Origin of the sequence: Streptomyces sp. AHU1 (assembly GCF_045343905.1) — a bacterium.
Taxonomy (GTDB): domain Bacteria; phylum Actinomycetota; class Actinomycetes; order Streptomycetales; family Streptomycetaceae; genus Streptomyces; species Streptomyces triticiradicis.
On the sequence record NZ_CP174283.1, the window covers coordinates 4,361,324 to 4,379,756 of the forward strand.

Sequence of the window (18,433 nt, forward strand, 5' to 3'; positions counted from 1 at the left end):
TGCACTCCCCTCCGGCGGCACCCGCGGCCGATCCGACACCCACCCCCAGACTCCGACAAGGCCGCTCAGGGACCCGCCGTCGGAGCCCGCGGAACGCACAAAAAAAATCGCGCTGGACCCGGCGGAGTCCAGCGCGATCTACGACGCACCCTGTTCATGTGGCAAAAACGCTTGGGCGTGAGCTCTGTTGGGGCAGAACCCGCGTCGCTTGGAGCTGTGGTGTGGACGCCTCGACGGGTTGGGGGATCCGTCGGCTTGTCCGGTTATGCGATGGTTCAGGCTTCGCTGCGCTGCTGCGGGATGCCCGCGAGCAGTGCGCGGACCTCAGCCTCGCGGTAACGGCGGTGCCCTCCGAGCGTGCGGATGGACGTGAGCTTGCCGGCCTTCGCCCACCGCGTGACCGTCTTGGGGTCTACGCGGAACATCGTGGCGACCTCAGCCGGGGTCAGCAGCGGCTCGGCATCAGGGGTGCGAGCGGTCATGAGCGGCCTCCTCGGGAGAACCGAACCTTCTCGGTTCTTTCCTCTAAATTCTGCACCTTGACCCGCGTTGCCCGAAATGGCGGACGCGAGTCGAGTCGGTTATAGGACGAACGGCTTGTCCTCGGCACTACAACTACACCATCCGTCCAGCCGCGTCGGCCAAACCGATGGAATTGCCCTCCCAGGTGTTCATCAGCGACGGAAGCCGATGGACCATGCCATAGCGGACAGTCACGCCACTGTGACGATCAGTCACAGGACGATCAGGAGTCACCAGACGCCCTAAAAGCGTGCAATGCCGAGATTCCCCCCTAAAAGCGGGCGGAGGGAGCCCTCCCCCGGGCTCCTTGTCCTATTTTGACACGAGGAGGGGGAAGCGATGCAAGAGCCGGGTAAGTGCCGTCCATCACGCTTGGCACCCGTTGACGTATAAGCCCGTATCAGGGCCTACGTCCTGGACGTGAGGGTTCTTCAGCGTCCGAGGACCATACGCGAGTTCGACCCGAACCTGTGAGAAGCAGATCACACCAGGCCGGGCGGCCCGGACCGCCTTCCCGCCCTCGTACGGCTCCCGCGCGCGGACCGTTCAGGCACCGCCCGTCCGGGACCGTCCGCGCCGCGCCTCAGTTCGACGAACGCCGGTCCCTGACGGACCGCCAGCGCTCCACCAGCCGGCCGTACGCCTCACCCGCCGCCGCCCCGTCCCCGGTGCGCAGCGCCTCGATGCCCTCGGCGACGTCCGCGGCGGAGTGGTCGCCCTCCAGGTCACCGGTCGGCAGCGTGTGCACGAGCCCGCCGTAGTCCAGCTCGACCAGCGAGCGCGGATGGAACTCCTCCAGCCAGCGCCCCACGTCCACCAGGCCCTCGATGAGCGGCCCTTCCTCCAGTGCGTCCCTGAGCGCGCGCAGGGCCCGTGCCGTGCGCCGCCGCGCCTGCACCATCGGCGTCCGGTAGCGCAGCAGCGGCGGCGCCCCGGCCGGGCCCGTCCCCTTCTCGTACTCCCGCTCCTCGTCACCGACGAGCACGAACCAGCTCAGCGGGACCTGCCAGGTCGAGGTGCGGATCCAGGGGCGGGCGTCGGGGTTGCGCACCAGCCAGCGCTCGTAGTCGAGCGCGGCCTGACGGCGCACCAACGGCGGCAGCACCGCGTCCAGGACGGACGCGGGGAGCTCCTCGCCCAGTTCGCCCAGGGCCTGCCAGCCGCGCAGCCGGGTGCGCCAGGGACAGACGCACACCACCCCGTCGACCTCGGCGACGAACGCGTCGCCGCTCTCGTGCACCGGCACGGGGACCGGCGGGGTGGGCAGCAGATCGGCCAGCGAGCGGCGCAGTTCGTCCTGGTACGAGGGGCGCTCGGCGCGCCGGGCGTAGCGCGTCCAGTGGTCGCGCTCGGACTCGGGGAACGCGGCCAGTGGCTCGTACACCCGCAAGTACGACGTGTACGGGACGATCACCGCGGACACCTTGGGCACGCCTGCTCCCTCCCCCGTCGACCACCGGGAAAACCAGCGAGAACCGATCAGGACACGAACAGAAATCTATGCAAATCGAACCACGGTCATACCCCGCTCGTAGGTGATCCTGAACACTGCGCCGGGGGCGGGTCGGCTCAGGCTCTAATCTCATTCCCACGGAGTCCGCCATCCGCACGGGCCCCGGACCCAACCGCCGCTTTTTACCTGGGAGTCACCACAGTGACCGAAGTAACCGGCGCGCCTGCTGATGTACTGCACACCCTGTTCCACTCGGATCAGGGGGGTCATGAGCAAGTCGTGCTCTGCCAGGACCGCGCCAGCGGCCTGAAGGCCGTCATCGCGCTCCACTCCACCGCTCTGGGCCCCGCCCTCGGCGGCACGCGCTTCTACCCGTACGCGAGCGAGCAGGAGGCCGTCGCCGACGCCCTCAACCTCGCGCGCGGGATGTCGTACAAGAACGCCCTGGCCGGGCTCGACCACGGCGGCGGCAAGGCCGTCATCATCGGCGACCCCGAGCAGATCAAGTCCGAGGAGCTGCTCCTCGCCTACGGCCGGTTCGTCGCCTCGCTCGGCGGCCGGTACGTGACCGCGTGCGACGTCGGCACCTACGTCGCCGACATGGACGTCGTGGCGCGCGAGTGCCGGTGGACGACCGGACGCTCCCCGGAGAACGGCGGCGCGGGCGACTCCTCCGTCCTGACCGCCTTCGGCGTCTTCCAGGGCATGCGGGCCTCTGCCCAGCACCTGTGGGGCGACCCGACGCTGCGCGGCCGCAAGGTCGGCGTCTCCGGTGTCGGCAAGGTGGGCCACCACCTGGTCGACCACCTGCGCGAGGACGGCGCCGAGGTCGTGATCACGGACGTGCGGGCCGAGTCCGTGCAGCGGATCCTGGACCGGCACCCGGAGGGCGTCACGGCCGTCGCGGACACCGAGGCGCTCATCCGCACCGAGGGCCTCGACATCTACGCGCCCTGCGCGCTGGGCGGCGCGCTCAACGACGAGACGGTGCCGGTGCTCACGGCCCGGATCGTGTGCGGCGCGGCCAACAACCAGCTGGCGCACCCGGGCGTGGAGAAGGACCTCGCGGACCGCGGGATCCTCTACGCCCCCGACTACGTCGTGAACGCGGGCGGGGTCATCCAGGTCGCCGACGAGCTCCACGGCTTCGACTTCGACCGGTGCAAGGCGAAGGCCACGAAGATCTTCGACACCACACTGGCCATATTCGCACGTGCGAAGCAGGACGGGATCCCGCCGGCCGCGGCGGCCGACCGGATCGCCGAGCAGCGGATGGCGGAGGCGCGGGGCCGCTGACCCCTCCGGGGGGCGTAGGCCCTTGTCAGGGACCCGTCGGCGGGCGACTGGGAGAGAACTCTCACGTCCGTCGGCGGGTCGTAGCCCCAGAAGAGGTTAAAATCGCGGTTGACCAGCGAGGACAGGGCACCTCGCGGGGGCTGGGCGAAGGCGCGTGCTGCGGGCGACGTACCGTATGGGCGCGGGCTCAGGTACCGTGGAAGCCCTACGGACCGGTCTCTCCACGGAGAGTCCGTTCCAGATCATGAACGCGTGTCAAGACTCTGGGGCCGTCGAGCCCCGTATCCGAGGGGGTCGAGCCATGGGGCGCGGCCGGGCAAAGGCCAAGCAGACGAAGGTCGCCCGCCAGCTGAAGTACAGCAGCGGCGGGACTGACCTCTCGCGTCTGGCCAATGAGCTGGGCGCTTCGACTTCGAGTCAGCCGCCGAATGGCGAGCCGTTCGAGGACGACGACGAGGAAGACGACCCGTACGCACAGTACGCGGATCTCTACAACGACGACGACGAGGACGAGGACGACCAGTCCGGTCCCCAGTCGCAACGTCGCGGCGCTTGACGCAACAGCGTCCCTCGCAGTTTCCGCGATCTCTTCTCGTAGCGGATCTCTTGGCGTGGGTATCTGGTAGATCCCGCCTGGCGGATTTCTCGTAGCGACTGCACCTCACCCGGTCCGGGGCCTCAACGCCGGACCGGGTTTCGTGCTGCTCCGGGGCTTCGGCCGACGTGACCGCCGGCCTCGGCCCCCGTTCCTCGTCTCAGCTCGCGTAGTCGCCGACGAGCGCGGCGCCCGTCGTGTGGTCTCCGCGCTCGGTGATCTCACCGGCGATCCAGGCGTCCACTCCCCGGTCCGCGAGGACGGCGAGGGCGACCTCCGCGGACTCCTCGGGCACGATCGCCATCATGCCGACGCCCATGTTCAGCGTCTTCTCCAGCTCCAGGCGCTCGACACCGCCGGTCCTGCCGACCAGGTCGAAGACCGGGGCCGGGGTCCAGGTCCCGCGGTCGACCACGGCGTGCAGACCGTCCGGGATGACACGGGCCAGGTTGGCCGCGAGGCCGCCGCCGGTGATGTGGCTGAAGGCGTGCACCTCGGTGCTCTTCGTCAGCGTCAGGCAGTCCAGCGAGTAGATCTTGGTGGGCTCCAGGAGCTCCTCGCCGAGCGTGCGGCCGAACTCCTCGACGTGCTGGTCCAGGCGCAGGTTCGCCCGGTCGAAGAGGACGTGCCGGACGAGCGAGTACCCGTTCGAGTGAAGGCCCGAGGCCGCCATGGCGATCACCGCGTCACCCGTACGGATGCGATCCGGGCCGAGCAGCTGGTCGGCCTCGACCGCGCCCGTACCGGCGCCCGCCACGTCGAAGTCGTCCGGGCCGAGCAGACCGGGGTGTTCCGCCGTCTCGCCGCCCACCAGGGCGCAGCCCGCGAGGACACAGCCCTCGGCGATGCCCTTCACGATGGCCGCGACCCGCTCCGGGTGGACCTTGCCCACGCAGATGTAGTCGGTCATGAAGAGCGGCTCCGCGCCGCACACCACGATGTCGTCCATGACCATCGCGACGAGGTCGTGCCCGATGGTGTCGTACACGCCCAGCTGGCGGGCGATGTCGACCTTGGTGCCCACACCGTCGGTGGCGGAGGCGAGCAGCGGACGCTCGAAGCGCTTGAGGGCGGAGGCGTCGAAGAGGCCGGCGAAACCGCCGAGGCCGCCGAGGACCTCGGGGCGCTGCGTCTTCTTCACCCACTCCTTCATCAGCTCCACCGCGCGGTCGCCCGCCTCGATGTCGACTCCGGCAGCCGCGTAGGAGGCGCCGGGAGCAGTGCCCGTCGCCGAAGTCGACTGATCAGATACAGCAGACATTGCCTGGGATCTTTCGGTTGGTGAAACGGGGCTCTGCGGAGCTACGGGCGACGGATGGCGTCAGCCGCGGCCGTGGCTGCGGGACCCGCGGCCAGCTCGGTCTCCAGGAGCTGCTTGCCGAGCAGTTCGGGATCCGGAAGCTCCATCGGGTACTCGCCGTCGAAGCAGGCGCGGCACAGGTTCGGCTTGTCGATCGTCGTGGCCTCGATCATCCCGTCCAGGGAGATGTACGAGAGCGAGTCGGCGCCGAGCGAGGTGCCGATCTCCTCGATCGTCATGCCGTTCGCGATCAGCTCGGCGCGGGTCGCGAAGTCGATGCCGAAGAAGCAGGGCCACTTCACGGGCGGGGAGGAGATCCGGATGTGGACCTCGGCCGCGCCCGCCTCGCGGAGCATCCGGACCAGGGCGCGCTGGGTGTTGCCGCGCACGATCGAGTCGTCGACGACGACCAGGCGCTTGCCCTTGATGACTTCCTTGAGCGGGTTCAGCTTCAGGCGGATGCCGAGCTGGCGGATCGTCTGCGACGGCTGGATGAAGGTCCGGCCGACGTACGCGTTCTTGACCAGGCCGGCGCCGAACGGAATGCCGGAGGCCTCCGCGTAACCGATCGCGGCGGGCGTGCCGGACTCCGGGGTCGCTATCACCAGGTCGGCCTCGACCGGGGCTTCCTTGGCGAGCCTGCGGCCCATCTCGACGCGCGAGAGGTACACGTTCCGGCCGGCGATGTCCGTGTCGGGACGGGCCAGGTAGACGTACTCGAAGACACAGCCCTTGGGCTTCGCTTCCGCGAACCGCGAGGTCCGCAGACCGTTCTCGTCGATGGCGACGAACTCGCCCGGCTCGATCTCGCGCACGAAGCTCGCGCCGCAGATGTCGAGGGCCGCGGACTCGGAGGCCACCACCCAGCCACGCTCCAGGCGGCCGAGGACCAGCGGGCGGATGCCCTGCGGGTCGCGGGCCGCGTAGAGGGTGTGCTCGTTCATGAAGACGAGCGAGAAGGCGCCCTTGACCTGGGGGAGGACCTCGTACGCGGCCTCCTCTATGGTCAGCGGCTTGCCGTCCTCGTCGACCTGGGCCGCGAGGAGCGCGGTGAGCAGGTCGGTGTCGTTGGTGGCCGCCACGCGCGTGGTGCGGCCTTCCTGCTTGGGCAGGTCGGCGACCATCTCGGCGAGCTGCGCCGTGTTGACGAGGTTGCCGTTGTGGCCGAGCGCGATGGAGCCGTGCGCGGTGGCACGGAACGTCGGCTGGGCGTTCTCCCACACGGAGGCGCCGGTGGTCGAATAGCGGGCGTGACCGACCGCGATATGACCCTGGAGCGAACCGAGCGAGGTCTCGTCGAAGACCTGGGACACGAGGCCCATGTCCTTGAAGACGAGGATCTGGGAGCCGTTGCTGACCGCGATTCCCGCGGATTCCTGGCCCCGATGCTGGAGGGCGTAGAGCCCGAAGTAAGTGAGTTTGGCGACCTCTTCGCCGGGAGCCCAGACACCGAAGACGCCGCAAGCGTCCTGGGGGCCTTTCTCACCGGGGAGCAGATCATGACTGAGTCGACCGTCACCACGTGGCACGGCACCGAGTGTAGGCGAGATCGACCACTGGTCCGAATTGGGGATACGGGCGCCAAGTGGATCACTCGTCGGCCACCGCGCCGACGACAGTCCCGTTCTCGCTGGTCAGCGCGATCCCACGATGATCCAGTCGGTAGGCGACCTTGCTGTCGAAGAGGCCCAGCAGCGTCTTCTCGGTCCTCATGAGTGAGTCTTGGCACATCATGCGGGTGGTCCTGGCTCGGCCGAGGGTGATGTGTCCGTCGCTCACGGTGGCCCGGCCGGACGCGTGGTTGCAGCCGAGCCGGCTCTCGAAGGTGCCGTCCTCGCGCAGGACGAAGTACGCGTCCGTCCCCTTCGGGAGCGGCTGGGAGACGTTTTCGTCGCCCAGCGCCGTGACCGTCCATTTCGTCCCCAGCAGGGGCGCGTCCTTCTCCCGGGTGAGGCTGATCCGGTCGCCGTCCGCGGCGGTGAGCGTCAGCCCGGAGCCGTCGGTCCTCGCCGTGAAGGCGCCCTTGTCCGCGAGGGCGCGGCCCAGACTCCGCTCGAAGCCCATCGGGCCCTTCTCGCAGGCCATGTCCGTCGTCCGGATCTCGCCGAACTCGACGCGGTCACCCGTGAGGGCGGCCTTCGAGCCGAACCCGTTGCAGCCGAGGTTGCCGCTGACGCGTCCGTCGGCGCCGATCCGCAGATAGGCCCCCGAGGGCGCCCGCGCGGTCCTCCCGTCCGCGGTGAGGCTGTCGACCGTCCAGTGCACGCCGGTCAGCGGCGCCGTCTCCGTCCGGGCGGGACCGTTCCCCGCCGTCTGGGTGCCGCACGCAGCGGCGAGGGGCAGCAGGGTCAGGACACCGAGGGTCGTTCGCTGCTTGTCCATGCCGATGGGACGGGAGGGACGGGCGACGGGTTCCCCTCCGGGACGGCTACCCCATCAGGGGGAGCAGGCCGCCGAGGTCGGCGCGCTCGCCGCTCGCGCTGACCTTCGCCTCGTCCAGCGCCGCCTTCCACGCGACACGTCCCGTCGCGAGCCGGATCCAGGTCAGCGGGTCCGTCTCGACGACGTTCGGCGGGGTGCCGCGGGTGTGCCGGGGCCCTTCCACGCACTGCACGACGGCGTACGGCGGGATCCGGACCTCGGTCGAGGCGCCGGGCGCCTTCACGGCGAGCGCGTCGGCGAGCAGCCGGGTGCAGGCGGCGAGGGCCTGGCGGTCGAAGGGGATGCCGGTCCCGGCGGCGCGGTTCAGGTCGTCGGTGTGGACGACGAGTTCGACGGTCCGGGTGACGAGGAAGTCGGCGAGGGTCATCGCCCCGGCGGGCACGCCGAGCAGCCGGTCGTCGGGGGCGGTGGCCAGGTGCCCGGCGATCCGGGCGGCGGAGTCGGTGTAGAGCGCGTCGAGGTCGGGGTGTTCCTCGGCGAGCGCGCGCGTGCCGTCGGCGATGGTCCCGGCGCGGGAGGCCGTCCCGGACGGCCAGTCCAGCAGCGCGAGTTCCTTCGCGGCGGGCGCGGGCAGGTCGAGATGACGGCTCACGGAGCCGACGGCCATCGTGATGTGCGCGGCCAGCTCCCGCACGCTCCAGTCCCCCAGGCCCGAGGGCCGCGCCAGCTGCTCCTCGGTCAGGGTGCGCACGCCGTCCCGTACGTTCTCGAACTGCGCGATCACCGCCGCCCTGGTCCTGGCGGAGTCGTAGGAGCGCGCGCGTTTCCGGGCCGGGGTCATGGGGCGAGCCTAGTCAGGTCTGCGGCCGTAGTCCGCCAGTCCGTTCTCCACCAGGGCGAAGGCCCGTTCGGCGAGCCGGGGCGCGTCGGCCGCGACGGCGTCCAGGCTCTCCCCGGCGGCGGCCCGGCGGTGGTGCTCCTCGATGAGGGTGTTGCGGGCGGCGCTCAGCATGGCGGCGGCGATCGTGGCGAGCATCGGGTCGCCGGTCTCCTCCGCGAGGGCGGCGGCCAGGTCCCGGGTGCCCTTCTGCGCGGCCAGGGCTCCGCCCCGCGCCACCAGCTCGGCGTGGCCACCACGGCCGTCCGGTTCTTCCAGACCCTCGGCAACGCGCTGGGCACCGCCGTCTTCGGCAGCGTCCTGGCCCGCCTGTACGCCGCCCACGGCCCCGGCGGCGACATCACCGCCCTCGCCCGGCTGACCGGGGCGTCCCGTGCCGAGGGCGTCCGGGCCTTCGTCGACGCGACCCAGGCCGTGTTCTGGGGAGGTGCGGCGCTGATGGCCCTCGCCGCGCTGCTCGCGCTGCGGCTGCCGGGGCCCGGCGGGGCGAAGGACCCCTCGGCCCCGCCCCGGGAGAACGAGCCGGTCCCGGCGTGACGGCACCGCGCACACGGCGAAGGCCCCGCCCGTCGGAACGGGCGGGGCCTTCGCGGAGCCGGTCGGGGCGGGCGGGTTACGCCAGCAGCGCCGGGATCGTCCCCTCGTGGGCCGTGCGCAGCTCGTCCAGCGGGAGCGCGAACTCGCCCTGGACCTCCACCGCGTCACCGTCGACGACACCGATGCGGGTGACGGGCAGCCCCCGGGCACCGCACATGTCGTTGAAGCGCAGCTCCTCCGAACGCGGGACGGCGACGACCGCGCGGCCCGCCGACTCCGAGAACAGGAAGGTGAACGCGTCGAGCCCGTCGGGCACGACCAGCCGCGCGCCCTTGCCGCCGAGCAGCGCCGACTCGACCACGGCCTGGACCAGACCGCCGTCGGACAGGTCGTGCGCGGAGTCGATCATGCCGTCGCGGGACGCCGAGATGAGGATCTCGGCGAGCAGCCGCTCGCGCTCCAGGTCGACCTTCGGCGGCAGGCCGCCCAGGTGGTCGTGGACGACTTGGGACCAGGCCGAACCGCCGAACTCCTCGCCGGTGTCACCGAGCAGGTAGAGGAGCTGGCCCTCTTCCTGGAAGGCGACCGGGGTGCGGCGGGCGACGTCGTCGATGACGCCCAGCACGGCCACGACCGGGGTCGGGTGGATGGCCACCTCGCCGGTCTGGTTGTAGAGCGAGACGTTGCCGCCGGTCACCGGGGTGCCGAGCTGCTGGCAGGCGTCGGCCAGACCGCGGATCGCCTCGGCGAACTGCCACATGACGGCCGGGTCCTCGGGCGAGCCGAAGTTCAGGCAGTCGGACACGGCGAGCGGCTTGGCACCGGTCGTCGCGACGTTGCGGTAGGCCTCGGCGAGGGCGAGCTGCGCGCCCGTGTACGGGTCGAGCTTGGCGTAGCGGCCGTTGCCGTCGGTCGCGATGGCGACACCGAGCCCGCTCTCCTCGTCGATGCGGATCATGCCCGAGTCCTCGGGCTGCGCCAGCACCGTGTTGCCCTGCACGAAGTGGTCGTACTGGGAGGTGATCCAGGACTTGGAGGCCTGGTTCGGGGAGGAGACCAGCTTCAGGACCTGGTCCTTCAGCTCGTCGCCGGTCTCCGGGCGGGGCAGCTTGCCGGCGTCGTCGGCCTGGAGCGCGTCCTGCCACTCGGGGCGGGCGTAGGGGCGCTCGTAGACCGGGCCGTCGTGCGCGACCGTGCGCGGGTCGACGTCGACGATCTTGCCGCCGTGCCAGAAGATCTCCAGCCGGTCGCCGTCGGTGACCTCACCGATGACGGTGGCGATGACGTCCCACTTGTCGCAGATCTCCAGGAACCGGTCGACCTTCTCCGGCTCCACGACCGCGCACATGCGTTCCTGCGACTCGCTCATGAGGATCTCCTCGGGCGAGAGCGTGGAGTCGCGCAGCGGTACGTCGTCCAGGGTGACCCGCATGCCGCCGGAGCCGTTGGAGGCGAGCTCCGAGGTGGCGCAGGACAGACCGGCCGCGCCGAGGTCCTGGATGCCGACGACCAGCTTCTCGGCGAAGGCCTCCAGGGTGCACTCGATGAGGAGCTTCTCCTGGAAGGGGTCGCCGACCTGGACGGCCGGGCGCTTCGACGGCTTGGCGTCGTCGAAGGTCTCGGAGGCGAGGATGGAGGCGCCGCCGATGCCGTCGCCGCCCGTGCGGGCCCCGTACAGGATGACCTTGTTGCCCGTGCCCGAGGCCTTCGCCAGGTGGATGTCCTCGTGCCGCATGACGCCGATGGCACCGGCGTTGACCAGCGGGTTGCCCTGGTAGCAGGCGTCGAAGACGACCTCGCCGCCGATGTTCGGCAGGCCCAGGCAGTTGCCGTAGCCGCCGATGCCCGCGACGACGCCCGGCAGGACGCGCTTGGTGTCGGGGTGGTCGGCCGCGCCGAAGCGCAGCGGGTCGACGACCGCGACCGGGCGGGCGCCCATCGCGATGATGTCGCGCACGATGCCGCCGACGCCGGTGGCCGCGCCCTGGTAGGGCTCGACGTACGACGGGTGGTTGTGCGACTCGACCTTGAAGGTGACCGCGTAGCCCTGGCCGACGTCGACGACACCGGCGTTCTCGCCGATGCCGACGAGCATCGCGTCGGACTGCGGGGCCTTCTCGCCGAACTGGCGGAGGTGGACCTTCGAGGACTTGTAGGAGCAGTGCTCGGACCACATGACGGAGTACATGGCGAGCTCGGCACCGGTGGGCCGGCGGCCGAGGATCTCGACGACCCGCTCGTACTCGTCCTTCTTCAGGCCCAGTTCGGCCCAGGGCAGCTCGACGTCGGGGGTCGCGGCCGCGTGCTCGACCGTGTCCAGAGGCGTGCGGCTCATGCGTTGACCAGCTTCTTGAGGATCGAGGTGAAGAAGGGGAGGCCGTCGGTGCGGCCGGTACCGATCAGCGGCTCGACGGCGTGCTCGGGGTGCGGCATGAGGCCCACGACGTTGCCGGCCTCGTTGGTGATGCCGGCGATGTCGCGCAGCGAACCGTTGGGGTTGAAGTCGACGTAACGGAACGCGACCCGGCCCTCGGCCTCCAGCATGTCGAGCGTGCGCTCGTCGGCGACGTACCGCCCGTCCATGTTCTTCAGCGGGATGTGGATCTCCTGGCCGGCCGTGTAGTCGGCGGTCCAGGCGGTGTCCGCGTTCTCCACCCGCAGCTTCTGGTCGCGGCAGATGAAGTGGAGGTGGTCGTTGCCGAGCATCCCGCCCGGGAGCAGGTGCGCCTCGGTGAGGACCTGGAAGCCGTTGCAGATGCCGAGGACCGGCATTCCGGACTTCGCCTGCTCGATGACGGTCTCCATCACCGGCGAGAAGCGCGAGATGGCACCGGCGCGCAGATAGTCGCCATAGGAGAAACCGCCGGGCAGGACGACCGCGTCGACCTGGTGGAGGTTCTTGTCCTTGTGCCAGAGGGCGACGGGTTCGGCGCCCGCCAGCCTGATCGCGCGCTGCGTGTCGCGGTCGTCGAGGCTGCCCGGAAAGGTGACGACTCCAATACGAGCGGTCACTTTCCGGCCTCCGCGACTTCCTCGACCTTGACGGTGAAGTCCTCGATCACGGTGTTGGCGAGGAAGGATTCCGCCAGTTCGTGGATGCGGGCGAGCGCGGCGTCGTCCACCGGTCCGTCCACTTCCAGTTCGAATCGCTTTCCCTGACGGACGTCGGAGACACCTTCGAAACCGAGGCGCGGCAGTGCACGCTGCACCGCCTGGCCCTGGGGGTCGAGGATCTCCGGCTTGAGCATGACGTCGACTACGACGCGTGCCACTGGCACTCCCGGTGTGTGGTGCTGAGCAGGTCCCTTCAGACTACCCGCACGAAATTTCTACTCGCGTAGATTCGTAGAATCGTACGTGACCCCGATCACGATTCCGCATCGGCACGGGGGCATGCACGGAAAATCCTGGGAAAAACCGCAGAAGAACGGCAGGGCCCCATTGCCGTCGGACACGCGGAAGGATTTAGTCGGGCTTCACAATGCAATGCCGGGCCCTGTACAAATGAATTGGCAATAGCCGATACTTTGCTCGATAACAGCCGGACAGTCGACATCTCCCCGACAACTCCCTGACGTCAGCGCACGTCATGACCGTTGATCGCGAAGGTGTCGCACGAAGGGACCGATATTCGTGGCGCAGCGTGTCGTGGTCACTCTCTTTGACGACATCGACGGCTCGGAAGCGGCGGAGACGATCGCCTTCGGACTCGACGGCAAGTCGTACGAGATCGACCTCAATCCAGCCAATGCCGAGGAACTGCGTAAGGCCCTGGAGCCGTACGTCGAGGCCGGTCGCAAGCGGTCGAAGTCCGGGAAGGCGTACACGCACACCGCGCTGACGCCCGACCCGGCCGCGGTCCGCGCCTGGGCCCGCTCCAACAAGATGGACGTGCCGCCGCGCGGCCGGATCCCCAAGAAGGTCTACGAGGCGTTCGCCGAGGCGCACTGAGCCGGCGCCCGGTCCGGACCGAGCCGGGCGCCCCGCCGGGGCGCCCGCCGGAGTCCTCCGCCGGCCCCCGAGGAACCGACTTGCGCTGACCCCCGCCCGATCAGCTAGAGTCTGGAACACGCCGAGGGGCCAGGCCGAAAAAGCCGGAACCCGAAGGTCGTGCGGGTGTAGTTCAGTAGCAGAACATCCCCCTTCCAGGGGGAAGGCGCAGTGTGCAATTCCTGTCACCCGCTCTGCACTTCTTACCGACCACTCTTGTGGATCAGGTAGGGTGGTGCTCGCGCCGATCGGTGAAGGCCGGTCGGAGGCAATGCGGACGTAGCTCAGTTGGTAGAGCGCAACCTTGCCAAGGTTGAGGTCGCGAGTTCGAGCCTCGTCGTCCGCTCAGTGGAGAAAGGCCCCGGTCAGCAGACCGGGGCCTTTCTCATGTCTCCGTGTCCCATGTACCCGTGCACCCCGCTGTTCTCGTGTCGGGAAGCCGAGGCCGTCTGACATTTGTCATGCCGAGTGATGACACCGCGCACTGCTGCCGGAACCCGTCCGCGCCGACGCTGGTCCCATGAACACGAACGAGCACGACGACGTGATCGAGGTCACCGGTCTGCGCCGTGTGTACGGGGGCGACGGAAGAGATTTCGAGGCGGTGCGCGGAGTCACCTTCTCCGTGGGCCGCGGTGAGGTCTTCGCTCTCCTCGGCACCAACGGCGCGGGCAAGACGTCCACCGTCGAACTGATCGAGGGTCTGGCTCCCCCGGCCGGCGGGCGCGTGCGGGTCCTCGGGCACGATCCGTACGCGGACCGGGCCGCCGTACGGCCGCGCGTCGGCGTGATGCTCCAGGAGGGCGGCTTCCCGTCCGAGCTGACCGTCGCGGAGACCGCGCGGATGTGGGCGGGGTGCACCAGCGGGTCCCGGCCCGCCGGACAGGTCCTGGACCGGATCGGCCTCGCGCACCGCTCCGACGTCCGCGTGAAGCAGTTGTCCGGCGGCGAGAAGCGGCGCCTGGACCTGGCGCTCGCGCTCCTCGGCGACCCCGAGGTCCTCTTCCTCGACGAGCCCACGACCGGACTCGACGTCGAAGGCCGCCGCGGCACCTGGGAGTTGGTCCGCGAGCTGCGCGACGGCGGGACCACGGTCCTGCTGACCACCCACTACCTGGAGGAGGCGGAGGCGCTGGCCGACCGGCTGGCGATCCTCCACGAAGGACGTGTCGCGGCCGTCGGCACCCCGGCCGAGGTGACCGCCTCCCAGCCGTCGCACGTCTCCTTCGAACTGCCCGACGGCTACCTCCCCGGCGATCTGCCCCCGCTGCCGGGGCTCGGCGTGAGCGGCCACGAGACGGTGGGCCGGACGATCAGGCTGCGCACCGGCGAACTGCAGCGGACGGCCACCGCCCTGCTGGTGTGGGCCGAGCGGGCACGCGTCGAACTGCGGGGGCTCGACGTGCGCCAGGCCTCCCTGGAGGAGGCGTTCCTGCGGATCTCGCGGGAGGCGGCGGCACACGACGGGGGCCGGGCGAGGACGACGGAACCGGCCACGGACCCGCGGAAGGCCCGCAAGAGGGGAGCGGCGGCATGAGCGGAACAGCGGTCACCACGGGAGCGGACCCGGCCCGGACCACGGCGGCCGGCCGGACGAGAGCGCTCGCACGCGCCGAACTGACGCTGCTGGGCCGCACCCGGGCCACCCTCGCCGCGGCGGTGTTCGTGCCACTGATCATGCCGTTCTCGCTCCGCTCGGCCGTCACCTCGATGAACCTGAAGGGCACCGGACTCACGGTCGGCTCGGTCCTGCTGCCCTCCTCCATCGGCTTCGCGCTCCTCTTCGCCGTCTACGGCTCGCTGGTGAGCGTGTACGCGGCGCGCCGGGAGGAACTCGTCCTCAAGCGGCTGCGCACCGGGGAGCTTCGGGACGTGGAGATCCTCGCGGGTGCCGCGCTGCCCTCGGTGGCGATCGGTCTCGCCCAGTGCCTGATCCTGACCGTGGCCTACCGGGTGACCCTCGGCGTCGGGATGCCCGAGCGGCCCGGACTCGTCCTGCTGGGGCTGCTGTGCGCGTTCGTCACCTGGCCCGCGCTCGCGGCCGTCACCGCGAGCCTCAGCAGGAGCGTGGAGGGCGCCCAGGTCGCGGCCGCGCCCCTGACCCTGGTGTCCCTGGTCGGCTCGGGAACCTTCGTCCCCCTGGAGCTGCTGCCCCACGGCGCGGCCCCGTTCTGCGAACTGCTGCCGCTCACCCCGGTGATCACCCTGGTCCGCGGCGGCTGGAGCGGACACCTCTCCGCCCACGACACCGTCGGCGCCCTCGTCACGGCGGTGGCCTGGACCGTGATCGCGGTGTTTGCTGTACGCCGGTGGTTCCGCTGGGAACCGCGGCGGTGACCACGGACACGGGGGTGGGCATGGGCAGGCCGTCCGGCTGGTGGCGGGGCAAGAGCACACCGGCGAAGGTCGACACGTACACCCGGTGGTCGTTCCACTTCTTCTCCCTGCTCGAAGCCGCCTCGATCGGACTGCCGGTCTTCGGGAACATGCCGGCGCCCCGCTCCTGGGTGGTGTTCCTGCTGGTGTGCGGGCACTCCGTGTTCTGCGCGGTGACGGCCTCGCGGGCGCTGGACTGGACACGCGGCACACGCGAGCGGCCGCGGCGGACGCTGCTGGCCCTGGCCGTGGCCACCTGCGGGGTGGTCGTCGTGGGGACCGTCCTCTCGGGCGCCCCCTGGCTCCCGGCGGACGACGACGCGTTCCTGGTCGCCTCCTCGCTCCTCGTCGGTGTCACGGCCTTCGGCGCGGGCACGGTCGCGCTCGGGACGCGTGACAGACGACGGATGACGTACGTCGTGCTCGGCGCGGCCGCGGGTGCCGGGGCGGTCTCCCTGCCCCTCGGGTTCGCGGGCCCCGCCGCGCTGGTCACCGCCGTCATCGTCCTGCTGACCGGCGGTCTCCTCACCTCCACCGCGGCCTTCTCCGTCTGGCTGCTCAACGCCGTGTACGAACTCGACGAGGCCCGCGAGACCCGCGCCCGGCTCGCCGTCGCCGAGGAACGGCTGCGCTTCGGCCGCGACCTGCACGACGTGATGGGCCGCAACCTCGCGGTGATCGCCCTCAAGAGCGAACTCGCCGTGCAACTGGCCCGGCGCGGGCGGTCCGAGGCCGTGGACCAGATGACCGAGGTGCAGCGGATCGCCCGGGAGTCCCAGCGGGAGGTGCGCGAGGTGGTACGGGGCTACCGCGACGCCGATCTCGCGGGCGAACTGGCGGGCGCCCAGGGGGTGCTGGCGGCCGCGGACATCGACTGCCGCATCACCGGCACGGCCGCGGAACTGCCGGCGCAGGTCCAGTCGGCGCTCGGCTGGGTGGTGCGGGAGGCGACCACCAACGTGCTGCGGCACGGGAACGCCCGGAGGTGCGCGCTGTCCCTGCGGGTGACGAGGGAACGGGTGACGCTCACCGTCGAGAACGACGGGGTGCCGCGGGATGCGGGGCCGGGTCCCGGACCGGGAAGGGGCAGCGGGCTCGCGGGGCTGCGGGAGCGGCTGGAGGAGGTGGGCGGGACGCTGCGGGCGGGCGCGGACGGCGAAGTGTTCCGCCTGACGGCGGACGTACCCCTGCGCTCCGCCCACGACGCCCGCACGGCATCTCCCGGCGACCCGGCCCCGGACGGTCCTGCCCCCGCAGGCGGCGAGGCGCCCGGAAACCCGTCGGCCCCGTCGGTTCCGCACCAGGTGAGAGAGGTCACCCCATGACATCCGTGCCGTCCGGCCCGCCGGCGACCGGCGCTCCCGTACGACTGCTGCTCGCCGATGACGAGCATCTGATCCGGGGAGCGCTGGCCGCGCTGCTCGGGCTGGAGGACGACCTGGTGGTGGTGGCCGAGGCGGCGACCGGACCGGAGGCGCTGGCGATGGCGCGGGCGCACGTGCCCGACGTCGCCGTCCTGGATCTCCAGATGCCGGGGGCGGACGGTGTGAGCGTGGCCACATCCCTGCGGAGCGAACTGCCGGGCTGCCAGGTGCTGATCGTGACGAGCCACGGGCGGCCGGGGCATCTGAAGCGGGCGCTCGCGGCGGGTGTGCGCGGGTTCGTCCCGAAGACGGTCAGTGCGCGGCGACTCGCGGAGATCATCCGTACCGTGCACGCGGGAAACCGTTACGTGGACCCGGAGTTGGCCGCCGACGCGATCTCCGCCGGGGACTCGCCGCTGACCGCGCGGGAGGCCGAGGTCCTCGAATTCGCCGCCGACGGGGCCCCCGTGGCGGAGATCGCGGAGCGGGCCGCGCTGTCCCAGGGGACGGTGCGGAACTATCTGTCGTCGGCCGCGTCCAAACTGGGCGCGGAGAACCGCCACGCGGCAGTGCGTCTCGCACGGCAGCGAGGTTGGGTATAGTTGCTCTCGCGCCACGGCGCATGCGGACGTAGCTCAGTTGGTAGAGCGCAACCTTGCCAAGGTTGAGGTCGCGAGTTCGAGCCTCGTCGTCCGCTCCGAAAAGAAGCCCCCGACCTCGGTCGGGGGCTTCTTCGTGTGCGGTGGCCCCTTCGCCCGCGCGGGCCCGGCCGACGGCCGGGCCCGCGGACGGGGTCAGGACCAGCTCACGCCCGTCAGACGCTCGTAGGCCTCGATGTACTTGGCGCGGGTGGCCTCCACGACGTTCTCGGGCAGCGCGGGCGGCGGCTGCTCGCTCCTGCGGTCCCAGCCCGACTCGGCGGAGGTCAGCCAGTCGCGGACGTACTGCTTGTCGAAGGACGGCTGCGCGTGGCCCGGCTCCCAGGCGTCGGCGGGCCAGAAGCGCGAGGAGTCCGGGGTCAGCACCTCGTCGGCCAGGACCAGCGTCTCGCCGTCGTAGCCGAACTCGAACTTGGTGTCCGCGAGGATGATGCCCCGGTCGCGGGCGATGTCACGGGCACGGCCGTAGATCGCGAGGGTCGCCTGGCGCAGCTCGGCCGCGGTGTCGGCGCCGACCTGACGGGCGACCTCCTCGTACGAGACGTTCTCGTCGTGCTCGCCGACCGCCGCCTTGGTGGCCGGGGTGAAGATCGGCGCGGGGAGCTCCGAGCCGTCGACGAGACCCTCGGGAAGCGCGAGGCCGCAGACCGTACGGGACTCGTCGTACTCGACGAGGCCCGAGCCGGTCAGATAGCCGCGGGCCACGCATTCGACCGGGGCCATCCGCAGGGACTTGCAGATCAGGGTGCGGCCGTCCCAGTCGGCCGGGGCGCCCGGCGGGAGTTCGGTGCTCAGCACGTGGTTGGGCGCCAGCTCGGCGAGCTGGTCGAACCACCACAGGGAGAGCTGGGTGAGGGTACGGCCCTTGTCGGGGATCTCGGTGGGGAGAACCCAGTCGTAGGCGGAGATGCGGTCGCTGGCGACCATCACGAGGTCGCCCGCCTCGTTCTGGTACAGATCGCGCACCTTGCCGGTGTGCAGATGCACCAGACCCGGCACCTGGAGGGGCTCGGGCTTTTCGACGAATCCGGACACGGTTCCTCCCCGTGGTTGAAGGAAAA

Annotated in this window: 19 protein-coding genes and 3 tRNA genes; 11 read left to right on the top strand and 11 right to left on the bottom strand. The window is 70.7% G+C overall.

Annotated elements, in window-relative coordinates:
- Positions 1-275: 275 nt before the first annotated feature.
- Positions 276-482 carry a developmental transcriptional regulator BldC gene (bldC, locus tag ACICHK_RS19445; RefSeq protein WP_003949541.1) on the bottom strand — a complete coding sequence of 69 codons (207 nt, stop codon included), beginning with the start codon at positions 480-482 and terminating at the stop codon, positions 276-278.
- A 623-nt stretch (positions 483-1,105) separates the two neighbouring features.
- Positions 1,106-1,954: a hypothetical protein gene (locus ACICHK_RS19450; protein WP_406837912.1), complete on the bottom strand. Its 849-nt coding sequence runs from the start codon at positions 1,952-1,954 to the stop codon at positions 1,106-1,108.
- A 222-nt stretch (positions 1,955-2,176) separates the two neighbouring features.
- On the opposite strand from ACICHK_RS19450, the gene ACICHK_RS19455 reads away from it, so the two are divergent.
- Together ACICHK_RS19455 and ACICHK_RS19460 are read left to right on the top strand one after the other, a co-directional pair.
- Positions 2,177-3,271 carry a Leu/Phe/Val dehydrogenase gene (locus tag ACICHK_RS19455; RefSeq protein WP_406837913.1) on the top strand — a complete coding sequence of 365 codons (1,095 nt, stop codon included), beginning with the start codon at positions 2,177-2,179 and terminating at the stop codon, positions 3,269-3,271.
- Between the two features lie 301 nt (positions 3,272-3,572).
- Positions 3,573-3,827, top strand: a complete 255-nt coding sequence (locus ACICHK_RS19460) for a DUF3073 domain-containing protein (RefSeq protein WP_037615441.1) — start codon at positions 3,573-3,575, stop codon at positions 3,825-3,827.
- 199 nt (positions 3,828-4,026) lie between these two features.
- Here ACICHK_RS19460 and purM read toward each other — a convergent pair whose 3' ends face one another.
- The 5 genes from purM to ACICHK_RS19485 form a co-directional block, all read right to left on the bottom strand.
- Entirely contained in the window at positions 4,027-5,127 is a 1,101-nt protein-coding gene (purM, locus tag ACICHK_RS19465) for a phosphoribosylformylglycinamidine cyclo-ligase (protein ID WP_406837914.1), read from the bottom strand.
- Positions 5,128-5,168: 41 nt separating this feature from the next.
- Positions 5,169-6,695, bottom strand: coding sequence for an amidophosphoribosyltransferase (gene purF / locus ACICHK_RS19470; RefSeq protein ID WP_151474110.1), 1,527 nt, complete (start codon positions 6,693-6,695; stop codon positions 5,169-5,171).
- A gap of 61 nt (positions 6,696-6,756) precedes the next feature.
- On the bottom strand, positions 6,757-7,548 hold the full coding sequence (locus ACICHK_RS19475) for an META domain-containing protein (RefSeq protein WP_406837915.1): 792 nt from the start codon (positions 7,546-7,548) through the stop codon (positions 6,757-6,759).
- Between the two features lie 46 nt (positions 7,549-7,594).
- On the bottom strand, positions 7,595-8,389 hold the full coding sequence (locus tag ACICHK_RS19480) for a maleylpyruvate isomerase family mycothiol-dependent enzyme (RefSeq protein ID WP_151474112.1): 795 nt from the start codon (positions 8,387-8,389) through the stop codon (positions 7,595-7,597).
- A gap of 9 nt (positions 8,390-8,398) precedes the next feature.
- Positions 8,399-8,665, bottom strand: a complete 267-nt coding sequence (locus ACICHK_RS19485) for a hypothetical protein (protein WP_406837916.1) — start codon at positions 8,663-8,665, stop codon at positions 8,399-8,401.
- A 9-nt stretch (positions 8,666-8,674) separates the two neighbouring features.
- On the opposite strand from ACICHK_RS19485, the gene ACICHK_RS19490 reads away from it, so the two are divergent.
- On the top strand, positions 8,675-8,983 hold the full coding sequence (locus ACICHK_RS19490) for a hypothetical protein (RefSeq protein ID WP_406837917.1): 309 nt from the start codon (positions 8,675-8,677) through the stop codon (positions 8,981-8,983).
- 76 nt (positions 8,984-9,059) lie between these two features.
- Here ACICHK_RS19490 and purL read toward each other — a convergent pair whose 3' ends face one another.
- From purL to purS, 3 genes are read right to left on the bottom strand one after another with little or no spacing between them, the layout of a single operon-like run.
- Complete coding sequence (purL, locus tag ACICHK_RS19495) at positions 9,060-11,318, bottom strand: phosphoribosylformylglycinamidine synthase subunit PurL (RefSeq protein WP_151474115.1); 2,259 nt, start codon at positions 11,316-11,318, stop codon at positions 9,060-9,062.
- The gene (gene purQ / locus ACICHK_RS19500) at positions 11,315-11,995 is read right to left on the bottom strand and encodes a phosphoribosylformylglycinamidine synthase subunit PurQ (RefSeq protein WP_406837918.1); all 681 of its coding nucleotides are present in this window, start codon (positions 11,993-11,995) and stop codon (positions 11,315-11,317) included. Before purQ ends, purL begins: the two co-directional genes overlap by 4 nt.
- Positions 11,992-12,255 (bottom strand): phosphoribosylformylglycinamidine synthase subunit PurS, encoded by a 264-nt coding sequence (gene purS, locus ACICHK_RS19505; protein WP_005482678.1) that lies wholly within the window; start codon positions 12,253-12,255, stop codon positions 11,992-11,994. The genes purQ and purS overlap by 4 nt, the downstream gene beginning before the upstream one ends.
- Positions 12,256-12,616: 361 nt before the next feature.
- On the opposite strand from purS, the gene ACICHK_RS19510 reads away from it, so the two are divergent.
- From ACICHK_RS19510 to ACICHK_RS19545, 8 genes are all read left to right on the top strand, one after another.
- Positions 12,617-12,934: an Lsr2 family protein gene (locus ACICHK_RS19510; RefSeq protein WP_151474116.1), complete on the top strand. Its 318-nt coding sequence runs from the start codon at positions 12,617-12,619 to the stop codon at positions 12,932-12,934.
- Positions 12,935-13,095: 161 nt separating this feature from the next.
- Positions 13,096-13,167: transfer RNA gene (locus tag ACICHK_RS19515), tRNA-Gly, on the top strand.
- Positions 13,168-13,246: 79 nt separating this feature from the next.
- A tRNA-Gly gene (locus ACICHK_RS19520) sits at positions 13,247-13,319 on the top strand.
- A 174-nt stretch (positions 13,320-13,493) separates the two neighbouring features.
- Positions 13,494-14,510: an ABC transporter ATP-binding protein gene (locus ACICHK_RS19525; RefSeq protein ID WP_406837919.1), complete on the top strand. Its 1,017-nt coding sequence runs from the start codon at positions 13,494-13,496 to the stop codon at positions 14,508-14,510.
- On the top strand, positions 14,507-15,310 hold the full coding sequence (locus tag ACICHK_RS19530) for an ABC transporter permease (protein ID WP_406837920.1): 804 nt from the start codon (positions 14,507-14,509) through the stop codon (positions 15,308-15,310). Before ACICHK_RS19525 ends, ACICHK_RS19530 begins: the two co-directional genes overlap by 4 nt.
- 20 nt (positions 15,311-15,330) lie before the next feature.
- On the top strand, positions 15,331-16,674 hold the full coding sequence (locus ACICHK_RS19535; protein ID WP_406841263.1) for a sensor histidine kinase: 1,344 nt from the start codon (positions 15,331-15,333) through the stop codon (positions 16,672-16,674).
- Positions 16,671-17,315: a response regulator gene (locus tag ACICHK_RS19540; RefSeq protein WP_406837921.1), complete on the top strand. Its 645-nt coding sequence runs from the start codon at positions 16,671-16,673 to the stop codon at positions 17,313-17,315. The genes ACICHK_RS19535 and ACICHK_RS19540 overlap by 4 nt, the downstream gene beginning before the upstream one ends.
- A 22-nt stretch (positions 17,316-17,337) precedes the next feature.
- Positions 17,338-17,410: transfer RNA gene (locus ACICHK_RS19545), tRNA-Gly, on the top strand.
- Positions 17,411-17,507: 97 nt separating this feature from the next.
- On the opposite strand, the gene ACICHK_RS19550 is transcribed toward ACICHK_RS19545, so the two are convergent.
- Complete coding sequence (locus ACICHK_RS19550) at positions 17,508-18,407, bottom strand: phosphoribosylaminoimidazolesuccinocarboxamide synthase (RefSeq protein ID WP_406837922.1); 900 nt, start codon at positions 18,405-18,407, stop codon at positions 17,508-17,510.
- Positions 18,408-18,433: the final 26 nt, after the last annotated feature.